13 protein-coding genes are annotated in these 18,261 nt (G+C 61.2%); 4 read left to right on the top strand and 9 right to left on the bottom strand.

Features of this window, described 5'->3' with window-relative positions:
- Window positions 1–112 precede the first annotated feature (112 nt).
- The 7 genes from BLO97_RS27750 to BLO97_RS27720 form a co-directional block, all read right to left on the bottom strand.
- Window positions 113–1,783, bottom strand: a complete 1,671-nt coding sequence (locus tag BLO97_RS27750; RefSeq protein WP_092142915.1) for a response regulator — start codon at window positions 1,781–1,783, stop codon at window positions 113–115.
- Window positions 1,780–3,282, bottom strand: a complete 1,503-nt coding sequence (locus tag BLO97_RS27745; RefSeq protein WP_092142919.1) for an ATPase domain-containing protein — start codon at window positions 3,280–3,282, stop codon at window positions 1,780–1,782. Before BLO97_RS27745 ends, BLO97_RS27750 begins: the two co-directional genes overlap by 4 nt.
- A 341-nt stretch (window positions 3,283–3,623) precedes the next feature.
- Window positions 3,624–4,682 carry a tetratricopeptide repeat protein gene (locus BLO97_RS27740; protein WP_063320937.1) on the bottom strand — a complete coding sequence of 353 codons (1,059 nt, stop codon included), beginning with the start codon at window positions 4,680–4,682 and terminating at the stop codon, window positions 3,624–3,626.
- Between the two features lie 299 nt (window positions 4,683–4,981).
- Window positions 4,982–6,406, bottom strand: coding sequence for an efflux transporter outer membrane subunit (locus BLO97_RS27735; RefSeq protein ID WP_092142925.1), 1,425 nt, complete (start codon window positions 6,404–6,406; stop codon window positions 4,982–4,984).
- The gene (locus tag BLO97_RS27730; protein WP_092142928.1) at window positions 6,403–9,582 is read right to left on the bottom strand and encodes an efflux RND transporter permease subunit; all 3,180 of its coding nucleotides are present in this window, start codon (window positions 9,580–9,582) and stop codon (window positions 6,403–6,405) included. Before BLO97_RS27730 ends, BLO97_RS27735 begins: the two co-directional genes overlap by 4 nt.
- Window positions 9,583–9,597: 15 nt before the next feature.
- Window positions 9,598–10,851: a multidrug efflux RND transporter periplasmic adaptor subunit MexE gene (mexE, locus tag BLO97_RS27725; RefSeq protein WP_063320940.1), complete on the bottom strand. Its 1,254-nt coding sequence runs from the start codon at window positions 10,849–10,851 to the stop codon at window positions 9,598–9,600.
- A gap of 291 nt (window positions 10,852–11,142) precedes the next feature.
- On the bottom strand, window positions 11,143–11,907 hold the full coding sequence (locus tag BLO97_RS27720) for a substrate-binding periplasmic protein (protein ID WP_092142934.1): 765 nt from the start codon (window positions 11,905–11,907) through the stop codon (window positions 11,143–11,145).
- 367 nt (window positions 11,908–12,274) lie between these two features.
- On the opposite strand from BLO97_RS27720, the gene BLO97_RS27715 reads away from it, so the two are divergent.
- The 4 genes from BLO97_RS27715 to BLO97_RS27700 all read left to right on the top strand — a co-directional run bounded on the left by BLO97_RS27715 (window position 12,275) and on the right by BLO97_RS27700 (window position 15,752).
- Window positions 12,275–12,700, top strand: coding sequence for a VOC family protein (locus BLO97_RS27715; protein ID WP_063320942.1), 426 nt, complete (start codon window positions 12,275–12,277; stop codon window positions 12,698–12,700).
- A 127-nt stretch (window positions 12,701–12,827) separates the two neighbouring features.
- Window positions 12,828–13,448: a TetR/AcrR family transcriptional regulator gene (locus BLO97_RS27710; RefSeq protein WP_092349187.1), complete on the top strand. Its 621-nt coding sequence runs from the start codon at window positions 12,828–12,830 to the stop codon at window positions 13,446–13,448.
- Between the two features lie 201 nt (window positions 13,449–13,649).
- Window positions 13,650–14,429 carry a thioesterase family protein gene (locus BLO97_RS27705; protein WP_063320944.1) on the top strand — a complete coding sequence of 260 codons (780 nt, stop codon included), beginning with the start codon at window positions 13,650–13,652 and terminating at the stop codon, window positions 14,427–14,429.
- A 51-nt stretch (window positions 14,430–14,480) separates the two neighbouring features.
- Window positions 14,481–15,752 carry an OmpP1/FadL family transporter gene (locus BLO97_RS27700; RefSeq protein WP_092142941.1) on the top strand — a complete coding sequence of 424 codons (1,272 nt, stop codon included), beginning with the start codon at window positions 14,481–14,483 and terminating at the stop codon, window positions 15,750–15,752.
- A gap of 57 nt (window positions 15,753–15,809) precedes the next feature.
- Here the strand turns inward: BLO97_RS27700 and BLO97_RS27695 are convergent, their stop codons facing one another.
- Window positions 15,810–16,595 carry an SDR family NAD(P)-dependent oxidoreductase gene (locus tag BLO97_RS27695; protein ID WP_092142944.1) on the bottom strand — a complete coding sequence of 262 codons (786 nt, stop codon included), beginning with the start codon at window positions 16,593–16,595 and terminating at the stop codon, window positions 15,810–15,812.
- 48 nt (window positions 16,596–16,643) lie between these two features.
- On the bottom strand, window positions 16,644–18,107 hold the full coding sequence (locus tag BLO97_RS27690; RefSeq protein ID WP_092142947.1) for an efflux transporter outer membrane subunit: 1,464 nt from the start codon (window positions 18,105–18,107) through the stop codon (window positions 16,644–16,646).
- Between the last annotated feature and the right edge of the window lie 154 nt (window positions 18,108–18,261).

Below are 18,261 nucleotides of genomic sequence, written 5' to 3'. Positions count from 1 at the left end.
GGCCCAAGGCAGGCGACACCATTGAATCTGGCATAACCGGGATTGAGGTTTTAGGGCCGCTTCGCGCCCCAGCGGGAGCAAGCTCCCTCGCCACAAGAGACATTCAATCGACTCAAACCGTGATCATCTCCCGCACCTTGGCTGTCAACAAATCAAACGTGAATGGCTTGGTGATCATCTGCATCCCCGGGTCAAGGAAACCGCCGCGTACCGCTGCATGTTCCGCGTAACCGGTGATGAACAGTACCCGCAGGTCCGGGCGGATCTGCCGGCCGATTTCTGCCAGTTGCCGGCCATTCATGCCGGGCAGGCCCACGTCGCTGATCAGCAGGTCGATGCGTTGGCCTGACTGGAGGATTGGTACTGCGCCGTTGGCATCGGCCGCTTCCACAAAGGCATAGCCCAACTCGCTCAACACCGCGCTCACGAGCACTCGCACCGCTGGATCGTCCTCGACGATCAGCACGGTCTCACCGTCCTGCGCATGCGGTGCATGTGGGGTGGTGGCCTGTGGTTCGTGTATTTCCTCGCCGCGAAAGCGCGGCAGGTAAAGGTTCACCGTGGTGCCTTTGTCGACTTCGCTGTCGATGGTCACATGCCCGCGCGATTGCTTGCTGAACCCATAGATCATCGACAGGCCCAGCCCGGTGCCCTGGCCGATTGGCTTGGTGGTGAAGAACGGATCGAACGCACGACCGATGATCGCTTCGGGCATGCCGCAACCGCTGTCCTGCACGCTCAGCACCACATAGTCGCCGGGTTCCAGGTTGGTGTAGGCGTCGGTAAAGTCGGCGTCAAGGTGCTGGTTGCAGGTCTTTACCACCAGGTTCCCGCCATTGGGCATGGCATCCCGGGCGTTGAGGACCAGGTTGAGCAGGGCGCTTTCCAGTTGGTTGGGGTCGGCTTCGGCGACCCAGAGCTGCTCGTCCAGCTGCATGTCCAGGTGGATGCTTTCGTTGAGGCTGCGTTGCAGCAACTCGCCCATGGACAATACCAGCGTATTCATCTGGACGGCCTTGGAGTCCAGTGATTGCCGACGGGAAAACGCCAGCAGGCGATGGGTCAGGCCGGCGGCGCGGTTGGCCGAGGTCACGCCCAGGTCGATCAGGCTGTCCAGGTCCTCGGTGCGGCCCCGGGCCAGGCGCCGGCGCAGCAGTTCGAGGCTGCCGATGATTCCGGTGAGCATGTTGTTGAAGTCGTGGGCGATACCGCCGGTGAGTTGGCCGACTGCTTCCATTTTCTGTGACTGGCGCAATGCCTCTTCGTTATGGCGCAACTGGGCGGTGCGTTCTTCCACTTGCTGTTCAAGGGTTTCAAGGGTGGTTTGCAGGCGCAGTTCGCTGTTGCTCAGGTCGATCAGGCGGTCGCGGGCTTCGTACTGCCTTCGACGACCTCGCAGGGCGGTGGTCACCAGGCTGATCAGGGTCACTGGGTGGAAAGGGCGCTCAAGGAAGGTCACGTTGCCCAGTTGCGTACCGATACGCGCCGCCGGGTTCTGTTCCGGGCCGCCGTGATGGGTCAGCAAGACAATGGGCAGGTCAGACCAGGCCGGCTGCTGCTCGATGTACAGGAACAGCGCTTCCAGATCAGGCCCCACCAGCGCTTCCGAGGAAATCACCAACAGGCCGGCACCTTTTTCCAATTCTTCGCACAAATGGCCCAGATGACGGCAGATGAGGCCGGCAAAACCGGCTTCATTGAGGATCATCAAGGCGATCTGGCTGTCCCGTCCCAGCGGCGCGAGGATCAGCGCCCGCTCGGACAGGGGCTCGGCCAGCGTCACCGGTGTTCATCCCTGAGCAGCGGGTTGCTCTCGCCTACATAAGAGGGAACCCCTCGCAAGACACCTTGGAACGCCTCGAGCGGCTCGCCGATGGTCATGCCCAAGCCGCTGATGCGGTATTCGCGGATGGTCGACTCATGGCTGCCCGTGCGTTTCTTGATGATGGAAATCGCCCGGCGCACCTTGCCCAGTGCTTCGAAATAACGCAAAAGAATCACCGTGTCAGCCAGGTAAGTAATGTCGACGGGCGCCTGCATGTCGCCGACCAGACCGTGCTGTGCAACAGTCATGAAGGTCGCCGCGCCCTTGCGGTTGAGGTAGAGCAACAATTCATGCATGTGCAGGACCAGGGCGTTCTCCTCCGGCATGGCCGCCTGATAGCCATTGATGCTGTCGATGACCACGGTCTTGATGTCTCCCTCATCGACACAACGGCGCACGCGGTGGGAGAACTCACCCGGAGACAGCTCGGCGGCGTCCACTTGTTCGATCAGCAGGTTGCCGGTCTCTTGCAGGGCTTGCAGGTCGATGCCGATGTTTTTCATGCGTTCGAACAACAAACCCAGTTCTTCATCGAAGATGAACAGCGCGGCTTTCTCGCCGCGATGTACGGCGGCGGCGGCAAAAATCAGCGCTATCAGCGACTTGCCGGTCCCCGCCGGGCCGAGAATCAACGTGCTGGAGCCGGTCTCGATACCGCCACCCAGCAGGGCGTCCATTTCGCCGATGCCGCTGGAGAGTTGCTGGCGCAGGTATTGGCCTCGGTGCTCGGCGGCCACCAGGCGTGGGAAGACATGTACCCCGTCGCCCATGATGGTGAAGTCATGGTAACCGCCGCGGTATTTCTGCCCGCGATACTTGACCACCCGGATCCGCCGCCGTTCGGCGCCATAGTTGGGCGTCAGTTCTTCCAGGCGAATCACCCCGTGGGCGACACTGTGGACGGTCTTGTCGAGGGACTCGGTGGTCAGGTCGTCGAGCAGCAGGACCGTGGCGTCGTAGCGCACGAAGTAGTGCTTGATCGCGAGGATCTGGCGACGATAGCGCAAGGAGCTTTGCGCCAGCAGGCGGATCTCCGACAGGCTGTCGAGCACCACCCGGGTCGGCTTGACCCGTTCGACCACTTCGAAGATCTGCCGCGTCGCTTCGCCCAGCTCCAGGTCTGAGGAGTACAGCAGGCTCTGCTGGTGCTCGGCATTGAGCAGGCTTTCGGGCGGGGTCAGTTCGAAAATATGAATGTTGTCGTCCAGCGTCCACCCGTGGGAGGTTGCGCCCTGACGCAGTTCACGCTCGGTTTCCGATAGCGTGATGTACAACGAGCGCTCGCCAGCCTTGGCGCCGGCCAACAGAAAATGCAGCGCGACCGTGGTCTTACCAGTCCCTGGTTCCCCCTCGAGCAGGAACACGTGGCCGCGGGACAATCCACCGGAAAGGACATCGTCCAGTCCTTCGATGCCGGTGGCGGCTTTTGCACTGATCAACTCGTTAGATGTAGACAAAAATAGCCCTCTCATGACTAGGGAAGTGGGCAGCAGGCGGGGTAACGCCTGAATTCAACTGCCTGAACACTTGACCTTTGGCGGTGATGGCGGTTCCGCTTACATCGATAAAACGCGGTGTATTGCACAACTTTCGGCGTGCAATGAGGGCCTACAGACCAATGCCAGTCAGCTAAGCGAAATGAAGCCGAGCAGTAACCCCGTGGCGAGGGAGCTTGCTCCCGCTGGGCTGCGCAGCAGCCCCAAAACAGGGCCGCTTCGCGACCCAGCGGGAGCAAGCTCCCTCGCCACGGTTTGTGTGTTTGCCCAAGGTTCCAGCTGACAAAAGTTAGGCATTAGGCCTACAGGCCTTGCTGCAGCGCCGGGTCATCGGGGTTCAGCTGTTCAAGTTGCGCCAGCAGGATTTGAACATTCTGCAATTGGCCGGTCTCCTTCCAATAGTTGATCAGCAGCACCCGTGCCTTGCGGTCGGCGGGATAGCGCTGGACGATTTCCTGCAGCTGTTTCTGCGCGGCTTCCACTTCCTGCTCGGCATGCAGGGTGGTCGCCAGGTCATAACGGTAATGGCGGTTCTCGGGCTCCAGCTCCACCGCTTTTGCCAAGCCGAGCACCGCATACTCGTTCTGGCCGTGTTGCAGCAGCCACATGCCCAGCGCATGTTGCAGATAAGCCGACGCTGGCTGGGTTTGCAACTGTCGGGCGAGCAATAATCGCGCAGCTTCGCTTTGGCCCTGTTTGTCCAGTACTTCGATCTGCATGACCAGTGCTGGCAGGTTGTCCGGTTGCAGGCGCAGGGCCTGTTCAAGGGCCCGTTGGGCTTTCTTCAGTTCGGCGTTGTGCAGGTGCAGTCGGGCGAGCTGGCAGTGGGTCTCAGCGGTTTTCGGACCGTCCTCGAGCACCTGTTCCCAGGTGTCGATGGCTAACTGCATCGCCCCGAAATACAGGCCGAGATCATCCGGCGACAAGCCCAGCAGCGCGTTCACGGCGGCGAACCGGACGTTCTGGTCATCATCATCCAGGAGCGGGCCGAGCAACAGGCTGCGCTGGCCTGTCGGTACCAGCCCGACGACGCTGCCGATGGCGGCTCGACGCACGTCCGGCGATTCGTTGTGCAGGTCCGCGTCCGCCAGCTTCAGGGCTTGGGGGCTGGGGTAGTTGGGCAGTTCGGCGTGCAGCCACACGCGGCGCTTGGGCGAGAGGTCTGGGCGCCCCAGTTGCTGGTAAAGCATGCGCGCCGCTCCCGGCTGTCCGTTGCGGGCGCTTTCCAGGGCTTCACTGTAACCACGCTTGATCGCTTCGGGGATTTGCGGCGTGGTGCTGCGTAGCCATAGCGCGACAAGACCGATCAACAACAGGACACAGAGGCTGAGGAGCAGATAGCGGCGGCGAGGCGAGGGCATGCAGGGAATCCATTACCAGAAGCGTGAAATGCCGCAAGCTTCGGTCAGGTGGCGGCTTGAGTCAAACCTTGTCACAGCGGTAGCGGAGTTGTGGGGTCGAGCTTGCTGGTGATGGCGTCGGTTCAGCGATATCGATATCGACTGACCCACCGCCATCGCGAGCAAGCTCATTCCCCACAATGGGCTCTTTCACGCTGGGTCGTGGGCGATAGGCAAAAAAAGCCCCGCGTCCAAATGAACGCGGGGCAAAGAATTGGTTGGTTGCGGCCAACCAAAGGAGCTCGGTTGAGCAGGGCGGGTCAGTTGCTGGCAACGGTTTCCGGTTTCCAGCCGCCGCCCAGGGCCTTGTAGATCGCGACGATACCGCGGTACAGGTCCACTTCGGCCTGGGCCTGGGTGTCTTCGGCGGCCAGGCGTTCGCGCTGGGCGTCGAGCAGCACGAGGAAGTCCACAGTGCCTTCGCGGTAGCGAATCTCGGCCAGGTCGGCGGCGGCACGGCTCGATTCACTCTGGCGGATCAGCGAGATCAGCCGTTGTTGACGCTTGCCGTAGTCACTGAAGGCGTTCTCCGATTCTTCCAGGGCCAGCAGTACTTGCTGTTCGTAGGTCGCCAAGGCACCGTCCGCCTCGGCGTCGGCACCGCGCAAGCGAGCCCGCACGCTGCCCAGGTCGAAAGCGGCCCAGGTAATGCTCGGGCCCAGCGCCCAGGCGTTGGCCGCCGAGGAGCCGATCTGCGAACCGCGTCCAGCCGTGAAACCGAGGAAACCGCTCAGGCTGACCCGTGGGAACAGGTCGGCCTTGGCCACGCCGATGCGCGCCGTGGCAGCGGCCAGTTGGCGTTCGGCACTGAGAATGTCCGGGCGTCGTTGCAGCAGTTCACCCGGGTCGCCGATGGGCAGGGCCTTGGCGATGGCTGGCAACTGTTTCGGGCTCAGGTCCACGCTGAGTTTGTCCGGGCGCTCGCCCAGCAACGTGGCGATGCGATTGCGTTGGCGCACCTGTTCGGCCTGCAACTGCGGCACGCTGGCTTCCACCGAGGCCAGGCGCGCATCGGCGCGAACCACGTCGAGCTGATCACCGACGCCGGCATCGCGCAGGCTTTCGGTGATCTTGCGCGAATCCTGCTGGTTCTTCAGGTTCGCCAGGGCGATTTTTTCCCGTAGTTGGGCGCCGCGCAGTTGACCGTAGGCATCCACCAGCTCGGCGATCATCGTCACCTGCAACTGATAGAGATCGGCTTCGGCCGCCTGCTGATCGGCGTCGCTGGCTTCCAGGTTGCGCTGGATGCGCCCGAACAAGTCCAGCTCCCAGGCCATGTCCAGGCCAAGGTCGTAACGCTCGGTGTTGACTCGTTCGTCTGTCTGCCCCGTTGGGATCTGGCCTTTGCCCAGGTTGCTGCTGGCACGGCTGGTGATGGTCGGCATGGCGTCATTGCTGGCGTCATCGCGAATCGCCCGGGCGGCCCGCAAACGGGCGAAGGCCACGCGCAACTCGCGGTTGCCTTCCAGGGAGCGGGTCACCAACGCGTTAAGGGTCGGGTCGTCGAACTGCTGCCACCAGATGCCTTCGAACCGGGCACGGTCGAAATTCTTCTGGCCGGCGGCGCCGTCGGTGGCGGTGGTGATATTCGCCGCCTCCGTTTGCGGGGCCTTGTAGTCCGGGCCCACGGCGCAGGCACTCAAGGCCAATACCAGCAAGCTCGGCACGAACGCTTTCAAACTCATTGTTGCGCCTCCAGTTTCAAAGCCCGGGCCGCCTTGCGGGCCTCGCTGCGCTCGACGAAGTTGCGGATCAGTACATAGAACACAGGGGTGAGCAGCAGGCCGAAGAAGGTCACGCCGAGCATCCCGGAGAACACCGCCACACCCATGGCATGGCGCATTTCCGCACCTGCGCCGCTGGAGAACACCAGGGGCACCACGCCCATGATGAAGGCGAAGGAGGTCATCAGGATCGGCCGCAGACGCAGGCGGCACGCTTCGAGGACCGCCGCCAGCGGGTTCATGCCTTCGAGCTGTTTATCCTTGGCGAACTCGACGATCAGGATCGCGTTCTTGCAGGCAAGCCCCACCAGTACGATCAAGCCGATCTGGGTAAAGATGTTGTTGTCGCCGCCGGAGAGAATCACCCCGGTAATGGCCGACAGCAGGGTCATCGGTACGATCAGGATCACCGCCAATGGCAGGCTCCAGCTTTCGTACTGTGCCGCGAGCACCAGGAACGCCAGCAGTACGCAGAGCGGGAACACGAACAGCGCGGTGTTGCCCGAGAGGATCTGCTGGTACGTCAGGTCGGTCCACTCGTACGTCATGCCGTTGGGCAATTCGTCCTTGAGCAGCTTCTCGATGGCTTTTTCAGCCTGGCCGGAGCTGTAGCCCGGGGCGGCGGCACCGTTGATTTCAGCGGTGATGAAGCCGTTGTAGTGCATCACGCGATCTGGCCCCGAGGTGTCGCTGACCTTGATGAAGGTCGCCAGCGGGATCATTTCGCCACGGTTGTTGCGCACCTTGAGCTGGCCGATCTGGTCCGACTCGAGACGGAATTGCTGCTCGGCCTGGACGTTGACCTGGTAGGTGCGACCGAAGCGGTTGAAGTCGTTGGCATACAGCGAACCCAGGTAGATCTGCAGGGTGTCGAAGATGTCGCTGACGGCCACGCCGTGGGTCTTGGCTTTTTCACGGTCGATGGCGGCATCGACCTGGGGCACGTTCACGGTGTAGCTGGTGAACAACCCGGCCAGTTCCGGCACGCTGCGGCTCTTGGTGATGATGTTCATGGTTTCTTTGTACAGCTCGTCGTAGCCCAGGTTGCCCCGGTCTTCGATTTGCAGGCGGAAACCACCGATCGTGCCCAGGCCCTGTACCGGCGGTGGCGGGAAGATCGCCATGTAGGCTTCCTGGATCCCGGCGTACTGGCCGTTCAAGGCGCCGGCGATGGCACCGGCCGACATGCTCGGGTCCTTGCGCTCATCGAAAGGCTTGAGGGTCACGAACACGATGCCGGCGTTCGGGCTGTTGGTGAAACCGTTGATCGACAGGCCCGGGAAGGCCACGGCGCTTTCCACGCCCGGTTGCTTGAGGGCCAGGTCGGACATGCGCTTGATCACGTCTTCGGTACGGTCCAGGCTCGCGGCGTCCGGCAGTTGGGCGAAGGCCACCAGGTACTGTTTGTCCTGGCCGGGCACGAAACCGGTCGGGGTGGTGGAGAAACCGAAGAAGGTCAACACCATCAGGCCTGCATAGAGCACCAGGGCGATGCCGCTGCTGCGAATCACTCGAGCGACGGTGCCCACATAACCATGACTGGCGCGCTCGAAGAAACGGTTGAACGGACGGAACAGCCAGCCACCGAAGACCTTGTCCAGGAACTTGGAGAAACGGTCCTTGGGCGCGTCATGGCCCTTGAGCAACACCGCGGCCAAGGCTGGCGACAGGGTCAGGGAGTTGATCGCCGAAATCACCGTGGAGATGGCAATGGTCAGGGCGAACTGTTTATAGAACTGCCCGGTCAGGCCGCTGATGAATGCCGCCGGAACGAACACCGCGCACAGCACCAGGGCGGTGGCGATGATCGGGCCGGTCACTTCGCCCATGGCGCGCTTGGTCGCTTCCACCGGGGTAAGCCCCAGTTCGATGTTTCGCTCGACGTTCTCCACCACCACGATCGCGTCGTCCACCACGATACCGATCGCCAGTACCAGGCCGAACAGCGAGAGGGCGTTCAACGAGAAGCCGAATAGATGCATCACGGCGAACGTACCGATCAGCGATACCGGCACCGCCACCAATGGAATGATCGAGGCGCGCCAGGTCTGCAGGAACAGGATCACCACCAGCACCACGAGAATCAGTGCTTCGAACAGGGTATGTACCACCGCCTCGATGGAACCGCGGACGAAGATCGTCGGGTCATAGACGATGCTGTAGTCCATTCCCGCCGGGAAGCCTTTCTTCAGTTCTTCCATCTTGGCGCGAACGTCGTTGGAGATCTGGATAGCGTTGGAACCCGGGCGCTGGAAGATCGGGATCGCCACTGCCGGCTGGTTGTCCAGCAGCGAACGCAGGGCGTATTGGCTGGAACCCAGTTCGACCCGGGCGATGTCCTTCAGACGAGTGATCTCACCGTTGGCACCGGAACGAATGATGATGTTCTCGAACTCTTCCTCATTTACCAGGCGCCCCTGGGTGTTGATAGACAGCTGGAAAGCCTGGGCATTGGGCGCTGGCGGTGCGCCCAGGGCGCCGGCAGCCACCTGGCGGTTCTGTTCACGGATCGCGGTGACCACGTCGGTGGCGGTCAGGTTGCGTGAAGCGGTCTTGTTCGGATCCAGCCAGACCCGCAGGGAGTAGTCACCCATGCCGAACAGCTGCACATCACCCACGCCGCCCAGGCGCGCCAGCTCATCCTTGATGTTGAGCAGGGCGTAGTTGGACAGGTAGAGCATGTCGTAGCGTTTGTCCGGCGAGGTCAAGTGCACGACCATGGTCAGGTCGGGCGACGCCTTGTCCACCGTGATGCCGATCCGGGTCACTTCTTCCGGCAGCTTGGGCTCGGTTCGGGTGACGCGGTTCTGCACCTGCACCTGGGCGTTGTCCAGGTCGGTGCCCAGGGCGAAGGTGATGGTCAGGGTGATCTTGCCGTCAGCGGTGGATTGCGAGGACATGTACAGCATGTTCTCGACACCGGTGATGGCCTGCTCCAGGGGGGCGGCCACGGTTTCGCCGATGACCTTGGGGTTGGCGCCCGGGAAGTTGGCGCGCACGACCACGGTCGGCGGCACGACTTCCGGGTATTCGCTGATCGGCAATTGGAACAGCGAGATGGCGCCGGCGATCAGGATCAGCAGCGAAAGCACTGCTGCGAAGATCGGCCGCGAAATGAAGAACTGGGAAAATTTCATCTTGGATTCAGTCCCTTAACCGCGTGGGGTCGCAGCGGCCAATTTGCCAGCCGCCCCTGACGCGTCCTTGGATGGCGCGACTTGGGGCAGGTTGCTGGCTTCGAGCGCTTTACGTTGTTGTGCCAGGGCGGCAATGGTTTCGTCGCTGGCCATCGGCACGGTTTCAGGCGTGACCGGTGCCCCCGGACGAGCCCGTTGCAGCCCCTTGACGATGATGGTGTCGTTCTTGCTCAGGCCGCTGCGCACGATACGCAGGCCTTCGATTTTCGGACCCAGCTCAACGGCGCGGTAGGCCGGCTTGTTCTCGGCGTCCATCACCAGCACGAATTTCTTGCCCAGGTCGGTGCCGACGGCTTCGTCGTTGATCAGCACGGCGGCGTAAGTACCGCTGCCCACCAGCTTCAGACGGGCATAGAGGCCTGGGGTGTAGGCGCCGTCCTTGTTGTCGAACACGGCACGACCACGGATGGTGCCGGTCTGCGGATTGACCTGGTTGTCGACGAAGTTCATCTGGCCCTGGTGCGGGTTGCCGTCCTCGTTGGACAGGCCCATGTAGACCGGCGTGGCCTGGCCGCGCTGGCCCTGGCGGGCGAGTTGGGTGTACTTGAGGAAGACACGTTCGTCGGCGTCGAAGTAGGCGTAGACCTTGTCCGTGGAGACCACGCTGGTGAGCGGGGTGACGTCGGCGGTCACCAGGTTGCCGGCGGTGATGGCCGCCCGGCTGACGCGACCGCTGATGGGCGAGGTCACCCGGGTGAAGCTCAGGTTCAGCTTGGCCAGGTCCAGTTGCGCCTGGATGGCCGCGGCGGCGGCGCGGGCTTCCTGGGCGGCGCTGGTGCGCGAGTCTGCCAGTTCGGCGGAAATGGCGTTGCTCAAGCGCAGGCGTTCGCCACGCTGGGCTTCGTTTTCGCTGCGGGTGGCAGTGGCGCGGGCCTGGGCCAGTTGGGCTTCGAGACGACGTACTTCAGCCTGGAAAGGGCGCGGGTCGATCTGGAACAACAGGTCGCCTTTCTTGACCAGCGCGCCTTCGGTGAAGGCCACTTCGTCGATCTGCCCGGAAACCCGTGGGCGGATCTCGACGGTTTCCGGCGCCTCGAGGCGGCCGGTGAACTCATCCCATTCGTTGACAGGTTGCTCCAATACCTTGGCCACACTGACTTTGGCCGGCGGCATGGACGCTGCCGTGTCGGGAGTCTTGCCGCAGGCGCTCATCACCAGCATCGCCAGCAGCGCGAGGGGAAAACGCAGTTTTGAAAGTGAATGTTCCATGGATAGCATCCGCCAATGTATTGAGAATGGGCGGATGATGCGTGGCGCAAGGCAGAGGAACGAATCGAATGAAGCAAAGGTAACTATCATTCGGAATGATATAAGCCATCGATGAGGGCTCTAGTTCAGCGATGCTATTCATTCGATGTTGAACTGCATGTGGCGAGGGGATTTATCCCCGCTGGGTTGCGAAGCAACCCTGAATCCAGCCACCGCGTCATCTCAGGTTGGTTGCACCCTGCCTTTGGGGCTGCTGCACAGCCCAGCGGGGATAAATCCCCTCGCCACAGCCTACTGCGGCAAATAGAGGTCATGGATATGCTTGACCGTCCCATCCGCGCGAAGCGCTTCAACCGCCTCGCGCAAATCCTCGACCATTTTTGGTGAGCATTGCTTCGAGCAGGCCAGGTAGAGATCGGCGCTGCTGCCGACCGAGCTCATGAGCAGTTTGCGTTTAGACACCTTCGGCCAGATGTATCGACTCTCCGGCACTCCGTTGAACCAGGCATCGATACGCCCCATCAACAGCATCTGGGCGGGATTGTCGCCGATGGCCAACGGATAGATCTGTTCATCGCTGAAGCCTTCGCTGCGCAGGATATCTTCTTGTGCGCTGCCCAGGCCGACGCCGATCTTGCGGTAGGTCTCTTTCGCTTGGGCGAAGCTGCTCACCCGTCGTTCGAGGCTGAAAAAGGCACGTTCCATGGGCATGATCGAGGCAATCCAGGTGAAGCGATCTTCACGAGTTGGGATGCGCGACAGGGGGGTGATCAAGTGGTCATGTTCTTCACTGACATGCTTTTGTGCCCGGGCCCAGGGAAGTACATGGACCTTTACGGTGTACCCGGCCCTGGTCATCGCCGCCACGGCGACATCGCCCACGATTCCGTGACCCCTGGGGTCGTTGACGAACGTCAGCGGCGGTGCGTCGGGAAAGTGCAGTTCAATGACCGGAGATTCGGCGCTCGCTCCATGGCTAGCCAGCAGCGGCAGTAACAGACAAAGCCGGTAAAGCGCTTTGGTTGATGCGTTCAAAACGCGTGTAGTCGGGCTCATGGACGATACTTCAGGCATTGAAAGGGGGGCGCCAATTCCGGCGTACGAGGCGCCGGAAACAACGTCTACAGGCCAGCTTTTTTTATGATGCGGCGCATGATGCAGCGATCCGGCAGGATTCGCCAGAACCGTTCCATCCCATCATGTCAGTGCCGCCTTGGTCTGACTGTGTGCTTCTGAAGGTATAGTTCATTTGCTCGGCTAAAGCGGCTAATTTGGATGTGTACCTGCACGACGGGCCTGCGGTGCATGATCCTGCCGCGAAAAACCCGTCGCTCCTGGTGTCGCTTGGACACGGTCTGTAGGGTTTTCTTGCCGCAAGCGCGGCGCTACGATGGCCCAACCTCACACGTTAAGAGGATTCTCGATGAGCCTTTCTCCATTCCACCTGGCGATTCCGGTCTACGATCTTGCCGCCGCCCGTACGTTCTACCGTGAAGTGTTTGGCTTGGAAGAAGGCCGTTCCAGCAGTCAGTGGGTCGACTTCAATTTCTACGGTCACCAACTGGTGATTCATGAGCAACCCAAGACCGCTTTCCAGGAAAGCGCCCAGAGCAATCCGGTGGACGGGCATGATGTGCCGGTCCCGCACTTTGGTGTTGTTTTGGCTTGGGAGGCGTGGGAGGCACTGGCTGAACGATTGAGATCTTTCGGCACGGAGTTTGTGATTGAACCCTACGTCCGTTTCAAAGGGCAGGTTGGCGAGCAAGCCACGATGTTCCTGTTCGATCCTTGTGGCAATGCCCTTGAATTCAAGGCGTTCAAGGATATGAGTCAGCTTTTTGCCAAATGACACGGACAAATCGGAGCCCTCGTGACGAGGGAGCAAGGTGTGTGTAACGGACGAACGGCTGTTTTGTGACTATATTCATGGGTGGTCACAAGTTGTCATCCCTCGCAGGGATGCGTAAGCTGCTCCCATGAATCAGCCAACATCACCTTCGCCCAGCACTCGCGGCCCAGCCGATCATGACATTCGCGACCAGATTGTCGCGGCGGCCAACGAGCATTTCAGTCAATACGGCTACGCCAAGACCACCGTGTCTGACCTGGCCAAGGCCATCGGCTTTTCCAAGGCGTACATCTACAAGTTCTTCGATTCCAAGCAGGCGATTGGCGAAGCCATTTGCTCCGGCTGTCTTGCGAAGATCGTTGCGGCCGTGGAGGAGGCCATCGGCGAGGAAGGGCTCTCTTCGACCGAGCGCTTTCGCCGCCTGGTCAAGACCCTGATTACCACGGGGGTCGACCTGTTCTTCAATGATCGCAAGCTCTACGACATTGCCGCATTCTCCGCGTCGGAGCACTGGCCCAGCTCCCTGGTGTATGACGCACGGATCAAGCAATTCGTGGTGCAGGTCGTACGGGAAGGGCGCGAAAGCGGTGAGTTCGAACGCAAGACGCCCTTGGATGAAACCGTCGAAGCGATACACCTGACCCTTCGACCTTTCGTCAATCCTCTATTGCTGCAGTACAGCCTCGATCATGTCGAGGTGGCGCCGACGCTGACCGCCAACCTCATCCTGCGTAGCCTGATGCCCTGAGGGACGGCTGCGACGAGCGGCCGCCCCGATTCAGAAACGACTTCCTTGCCTTCGGGTTGTACCTGACCGAGCGGTCTCTTTTTGCCTATTTAGTGACTGTTGACAATAATGGTCACGTGAATGAGTATGGCGTCGACTTTCAAGTGATCCTTCTTGCGATGCTTCTGCGGGTTCACGTTCAGGCCGTCGGAGGACGTCTAAATGACCAGTTTTGCTCAGGTGCTGGCGCAGTTTGATCCGAGCGTGCCGTTCGTTGCTCCAGCCAATTGGCAGCAGGGCCGGACGATCTTCGGTGGTCTTTCGGCGGCGTTGTCGTTGGAAACGGTTCTGCGCGAGCGCCCACAGGGCTTTCCTCCGTTCAAGTCTGCGCAGGTTTCATTCATAGGTCCGGTCACGCAAGCCCAGACATTCGATACAAGCGTGTTGCGCGAAGGGCGATCCGTGACTTCGGTGTCTGTCGACTGCAAGTCGGGCGATGAGCTGGCGTTGCGCACGACCTTGCTGTTCGCTCAGCCACGCGCCAGCAGGATTACCCATGAGGCATGGGGATGCCCGTTGGTGGAGCAGGCGTCGCGGTACGCCACGCTGGCGCTGGACAACACCATTGCGCCTGCCTGCGCCTTCAACTTCGAAATGCGCCCTGCGGGTGGGTCATTGCCGGTGTCCGGGGCTACAGATCCCGAGTTACTGATGTGGGTTCGTCACCTGGATGCCCAGGGGGTAGACCCGGCGGTGGCTTTGATCGCCCTCGCTGACAGTCTGCCGCCCGCCGCGATGACCTGCTTCACAGAGCCGGCAGCCATCAGCTCGGCTTCCTGGACTATCGATCTGCCGCAGCCCGCCGTGGCCGGCGAATGGTTTCTCATCAGCGCCTTCAGCCAGCAGGCCTCGGAGGGTTACTCCTTGCAAGATATGGAAATCTGGGACGAAAGCGGTCGGCGAGTGCTTTGGGCGCGCCAGACCGTGGCGATTTTCACCTAATAGAAAAACAAACCGTTCCATCCCCCAGCAATTGTTCCTAGAGTCCTAATAATGAAAAGAATCTTGCTCAAGACCCCCATGAGTCTCGCCGTTGCGCTTGCAACGTCCCAAGTGTTTGCCAGCGGCTTCGCGCTGAACGAACAAAGTATCAGTGGGATGGGCGCGGGTTTTGCCGGGCGTTCCTCTTCCGCTGAAGATGCCAGTACTGTCTTCGGCAACCCGGCGGGCATGTCTCGCTTGAAGAAAGAGCAGGTCAGCCTGGGCGCTGCGACACTGTTTACCCAGAGCGATATCAGCCAGACCCGCAGCACTTTCGGTGGCCGAGAGGACGGTGACATGGTGCCGACCACCACGGTGCCGATGGGTTACTACGTCAAGCCGGTGGATGAGCATTGGGCTGTCGGCGTTGGCTTTTATGTGCCATTTGGTTTGATCACCGATTATGGCAGCGACTTTGCCGGGCGTTATTACGGCAATAAAAGCGAAGTGACGACGCTGACTTTCCAGCCTACCGTCAGCTATGCCTTCAACGACAAGGTGTCGATCGGGTTTGGTCCGACCATCAACCGGATCAGCGGTGAGATCTCCGGGATGGTGCCCAATCCCCTCAGTCCCGGCAGCAACGATGGGAAGCTGAAAAGCAACGGCGACGATACGGCGCTCGGCTTCAACGCCGGCATCCTGGTGCAGGCGACGGACCAGACTCGCCTGGGGCTGACTTACCACTCCAAGGTCAGTTACCACCTGGATGCCAAGTCCAAGCTCACGGGTGGCATTTTCAGTGTGTTGGGGGTAAGTGGCCGCAGCTATGACGCGTCGTTGGACGTGGATACTCCGGAGTCAGTGGACATCTCGCTCACTCATCAGCTCAATGACGACTGGACGATGTACCTGGGAAGTACCTGGACGCGCTGGAGCCGCTTCAAGGAGCTGACCATCGAGAACTCCGGCTTGCCTGCGCTGCTGAGCGGCGCGCTGGGCACCGTCAGCGAAGAACAGGACTGGCATGACACTTGGGCCCATGCCATCGGTGCCGCGTATAAACTCAACGATCAATGGGTCTTGCGCGCGGGCTTGTCGGTCGACCAGTCGCCCGCCAACAACACCAACCGTGGGCCTCGGATACCAACCGGCGACCGCACGGTGCTCAGCTTCGGTGCCGGCTGGACGCCTGTGGAAGAGGTGACGATCGACGTGGCTTACTCCTACTTGCAGGAAGAGAGCGTGCGCATCAACGAAACCTCGTCGACCCGTGGCGCATACAGTTCCAAATACCGGAACAGTGCCAGCGGTTTTGGTACTTCAGTCAGCTATCGCTTCTAGCGCAATAGGGCGTGTGCCGGGAGCCCTTGCAGCTCCCGGTCCTTCGCCGCATCGCATTCATACCCCCATGACATTCGCCATGAGACGCTGGTGAAATCGGCGTGGTGTGGCCCAGGTCAACACCGTGAGCGCCTTGTTGCCGAAGCCGGGCACCACACTCATGCGCCCGGCTTGCAGAGCGCGGATGCCTGCGCGAACCACTGGTTGGGGTTGCATCATCACCATCTTCAGCGCTGGGGTGAGGGTCTGGTTGGCACTCTGCGCAAACCCGGTATCCGACATACCTGGGCACAGCGCGGTCACGACGACACCGTCGCCCTTGAGTTCCTGGTGCAGCGCCTCGGAGAAGCGAAGCACGTAGGCCTTGGCCGCTGAATAGACCGCGAAATTTTTCACGCCTTGATAGGAAAGCAAGCTGGCGACCTGCAAGATGTGGCCGCGGCGGCGGATGCGCATGTCCTGGGCAAAGAGGCGAGTCATGGTGGTCAGGCTGGCGATGTCCAGATCGATCATTGCCAGGGATTGGTCAATGGCGTGGTCCAGGAACGGGCCCTGCAATCCATGGCCGGCGTTGTTGATGAGCACATCGACTGCAATACCCTGTTGAACCAGTCGCTTGTGCAGGTCGATGACTGCCGGAATCGACGACAGGTCGACTTGTTCGGTGATCACCTCGGTGCCGAAACGCTCGCGCAGTTCTTTTGACAGCGCTTCCAGTTTGTCCAGCCTGCGGGCTACCAGGACGAGGGATTTTCCCTGTGCTGCGTATTGCCGGGCGAACTCCTCGCCAAAGCCGCTTGAAGCACCCGTGATGAGCACCCAGGAATTCTCGTTGGTTTTCATGTGGCTGGACTCCGGTTGTAAAGATTGAAAATAGTGGTGATTGCCTGATCATCGGCTCGCTACCGGCTGCGGTGGCTGTGGCGCTTGCCAGCCGCCACCGAGGGCTCTGAATGCTGCGACCGCCGCCCGTGCCGATTCCGTCCGTGCTTGTGCCCGGGCATCGGATGCCTGGAGCAGTGTCTGGTCGGCGTTGAGGACATCGATCAGGCTGGCCGTGCCTTTCTGATAGGCAATAAAGGATGATCGACGCGCCTCGCTCAATGACGCTTCGCCTGTGGTGAGTGTCGTGGCCTGGGCTTCTCGGTTGACCAAGGCGGAGAAGGCATTCTCGACATCCTCGGTGGCGCGCAACGCGGACTGGCGATAAGCAGCCAGCGCTTCGGCTTCCTGTCCCTTGGCCTGGTCGATCTGGGCGTTGATCCGGCCAAAATCGAACAGCCTCCAGCGCAGTCCCAGCGCGCCCGACGCCTGGCTGGCGCCGCCGGAGAAAAGGTGCCCGGCAGAGACCGCAGTGGCGCTGCCGAGCAACGCGCTGAGGGAAAATTTCGGATAGTACTCGGCGACGGCTTCGCCGATACGGGCATTGGAGGCGGCGAGACGGCGCTCGGCGACGATGAGGTCTGGCCGGCGGCGCAGTAGATCAGCCGGCGTACCCATCTCGCTGATTTGTGGGGGCAGGGGGATGCTACCCGTCTCGGTCAGTTGCGGGCGGTGAGTGCCTGGCGGCGTGCCGAGCATGACATCCAGCGCATTCATGGCGGCGTCCAGCCCGGTTTGCAGGACCGGTACCGTTGCCTGGACCTGGGCAAGCGCGCCTTCGGTCTGGCGGACCTGATAGCTGGCGGCGAGCCCTTTGCTGTAGAGCAACTGGACTTTTTCCAGCAGGTCCTGCTGGGTCTTGACCTGGTGGTTCGCAATATCCAGCCGCGCTTGCAAGCCGCGCAGGGTGATGTAGATGTCAGCGGTCTGCGCGGCCACGGCCAGCCTTGTCGCCGCGGCTCCGGCCTCGGAGGCCTGGTATTCGGCCAATGCAGCTTCGCGTCCGCGTCGCAGGCCGCCAAAGACATCCAGTTCCCAGCTCGCGCCGAGGTCCAGCTCGTAGCTGTTCCCGTACCGATCAAAACCAGGGTTCGAGTTGAGCAATTGGCCCTGCGGCGTCTCGACGGATTGATAGGCGCGTGCGGCCTGGCCACTGATATTTCCCGAGGGCAACAAGGCGGCGTTGGCTGCACCAAGGCCGGCCCGCGCCTGAGCAACGCGCGCCGACGCCTGGGCGAGCTCAAGGTTCTGCTCCAGGGCTTTGGCGATAAAGTCGCTCAGCACCGGGTCGCCAAACCCCTCCCACCAGGTGGTGAGGCTGGCCTGTGTTGTACCGCTCCTTTGCTCGACAGAAGGCTGGCCCAGGAAACGATCCGACAGGACAGCGTTGGGACGCTGATAGTCCGGACCGACCGCGCAGCCGGCCATCAAGCTGACGCTTACTAATAAAGCAAGGGGGCGGAGGGGAGGCATTGCGGTTTCCTCGGGATCGACATTTGTGACCATATTATAGAATGGTCACAGTCTGTCAATTGGTTATGAAGTCCGCTTCGTGGATCCAAGGCCCTTTGTTTACCGGGGATTATCCGCGAGCCAACAGGGCCAAAAACAAAACTTCAATTGGTGA

Origin of the sequence: Pseudomonas sp. NFACC05-1, from assembly GCF_900100135.1 — a bacterium.
Lineage (GTDB): Bacteria > Pseudomonadota > Gammaproteobacteria > Pseudomonadales > Pseudomonadaceae > Aquipseudomonas > Aquipseudomonas fluorescens_Q.
Note: the sequence above shows the minus strand (reverse complement) of the source record. Positions and strands in the feature narration are given on the sequence as shown.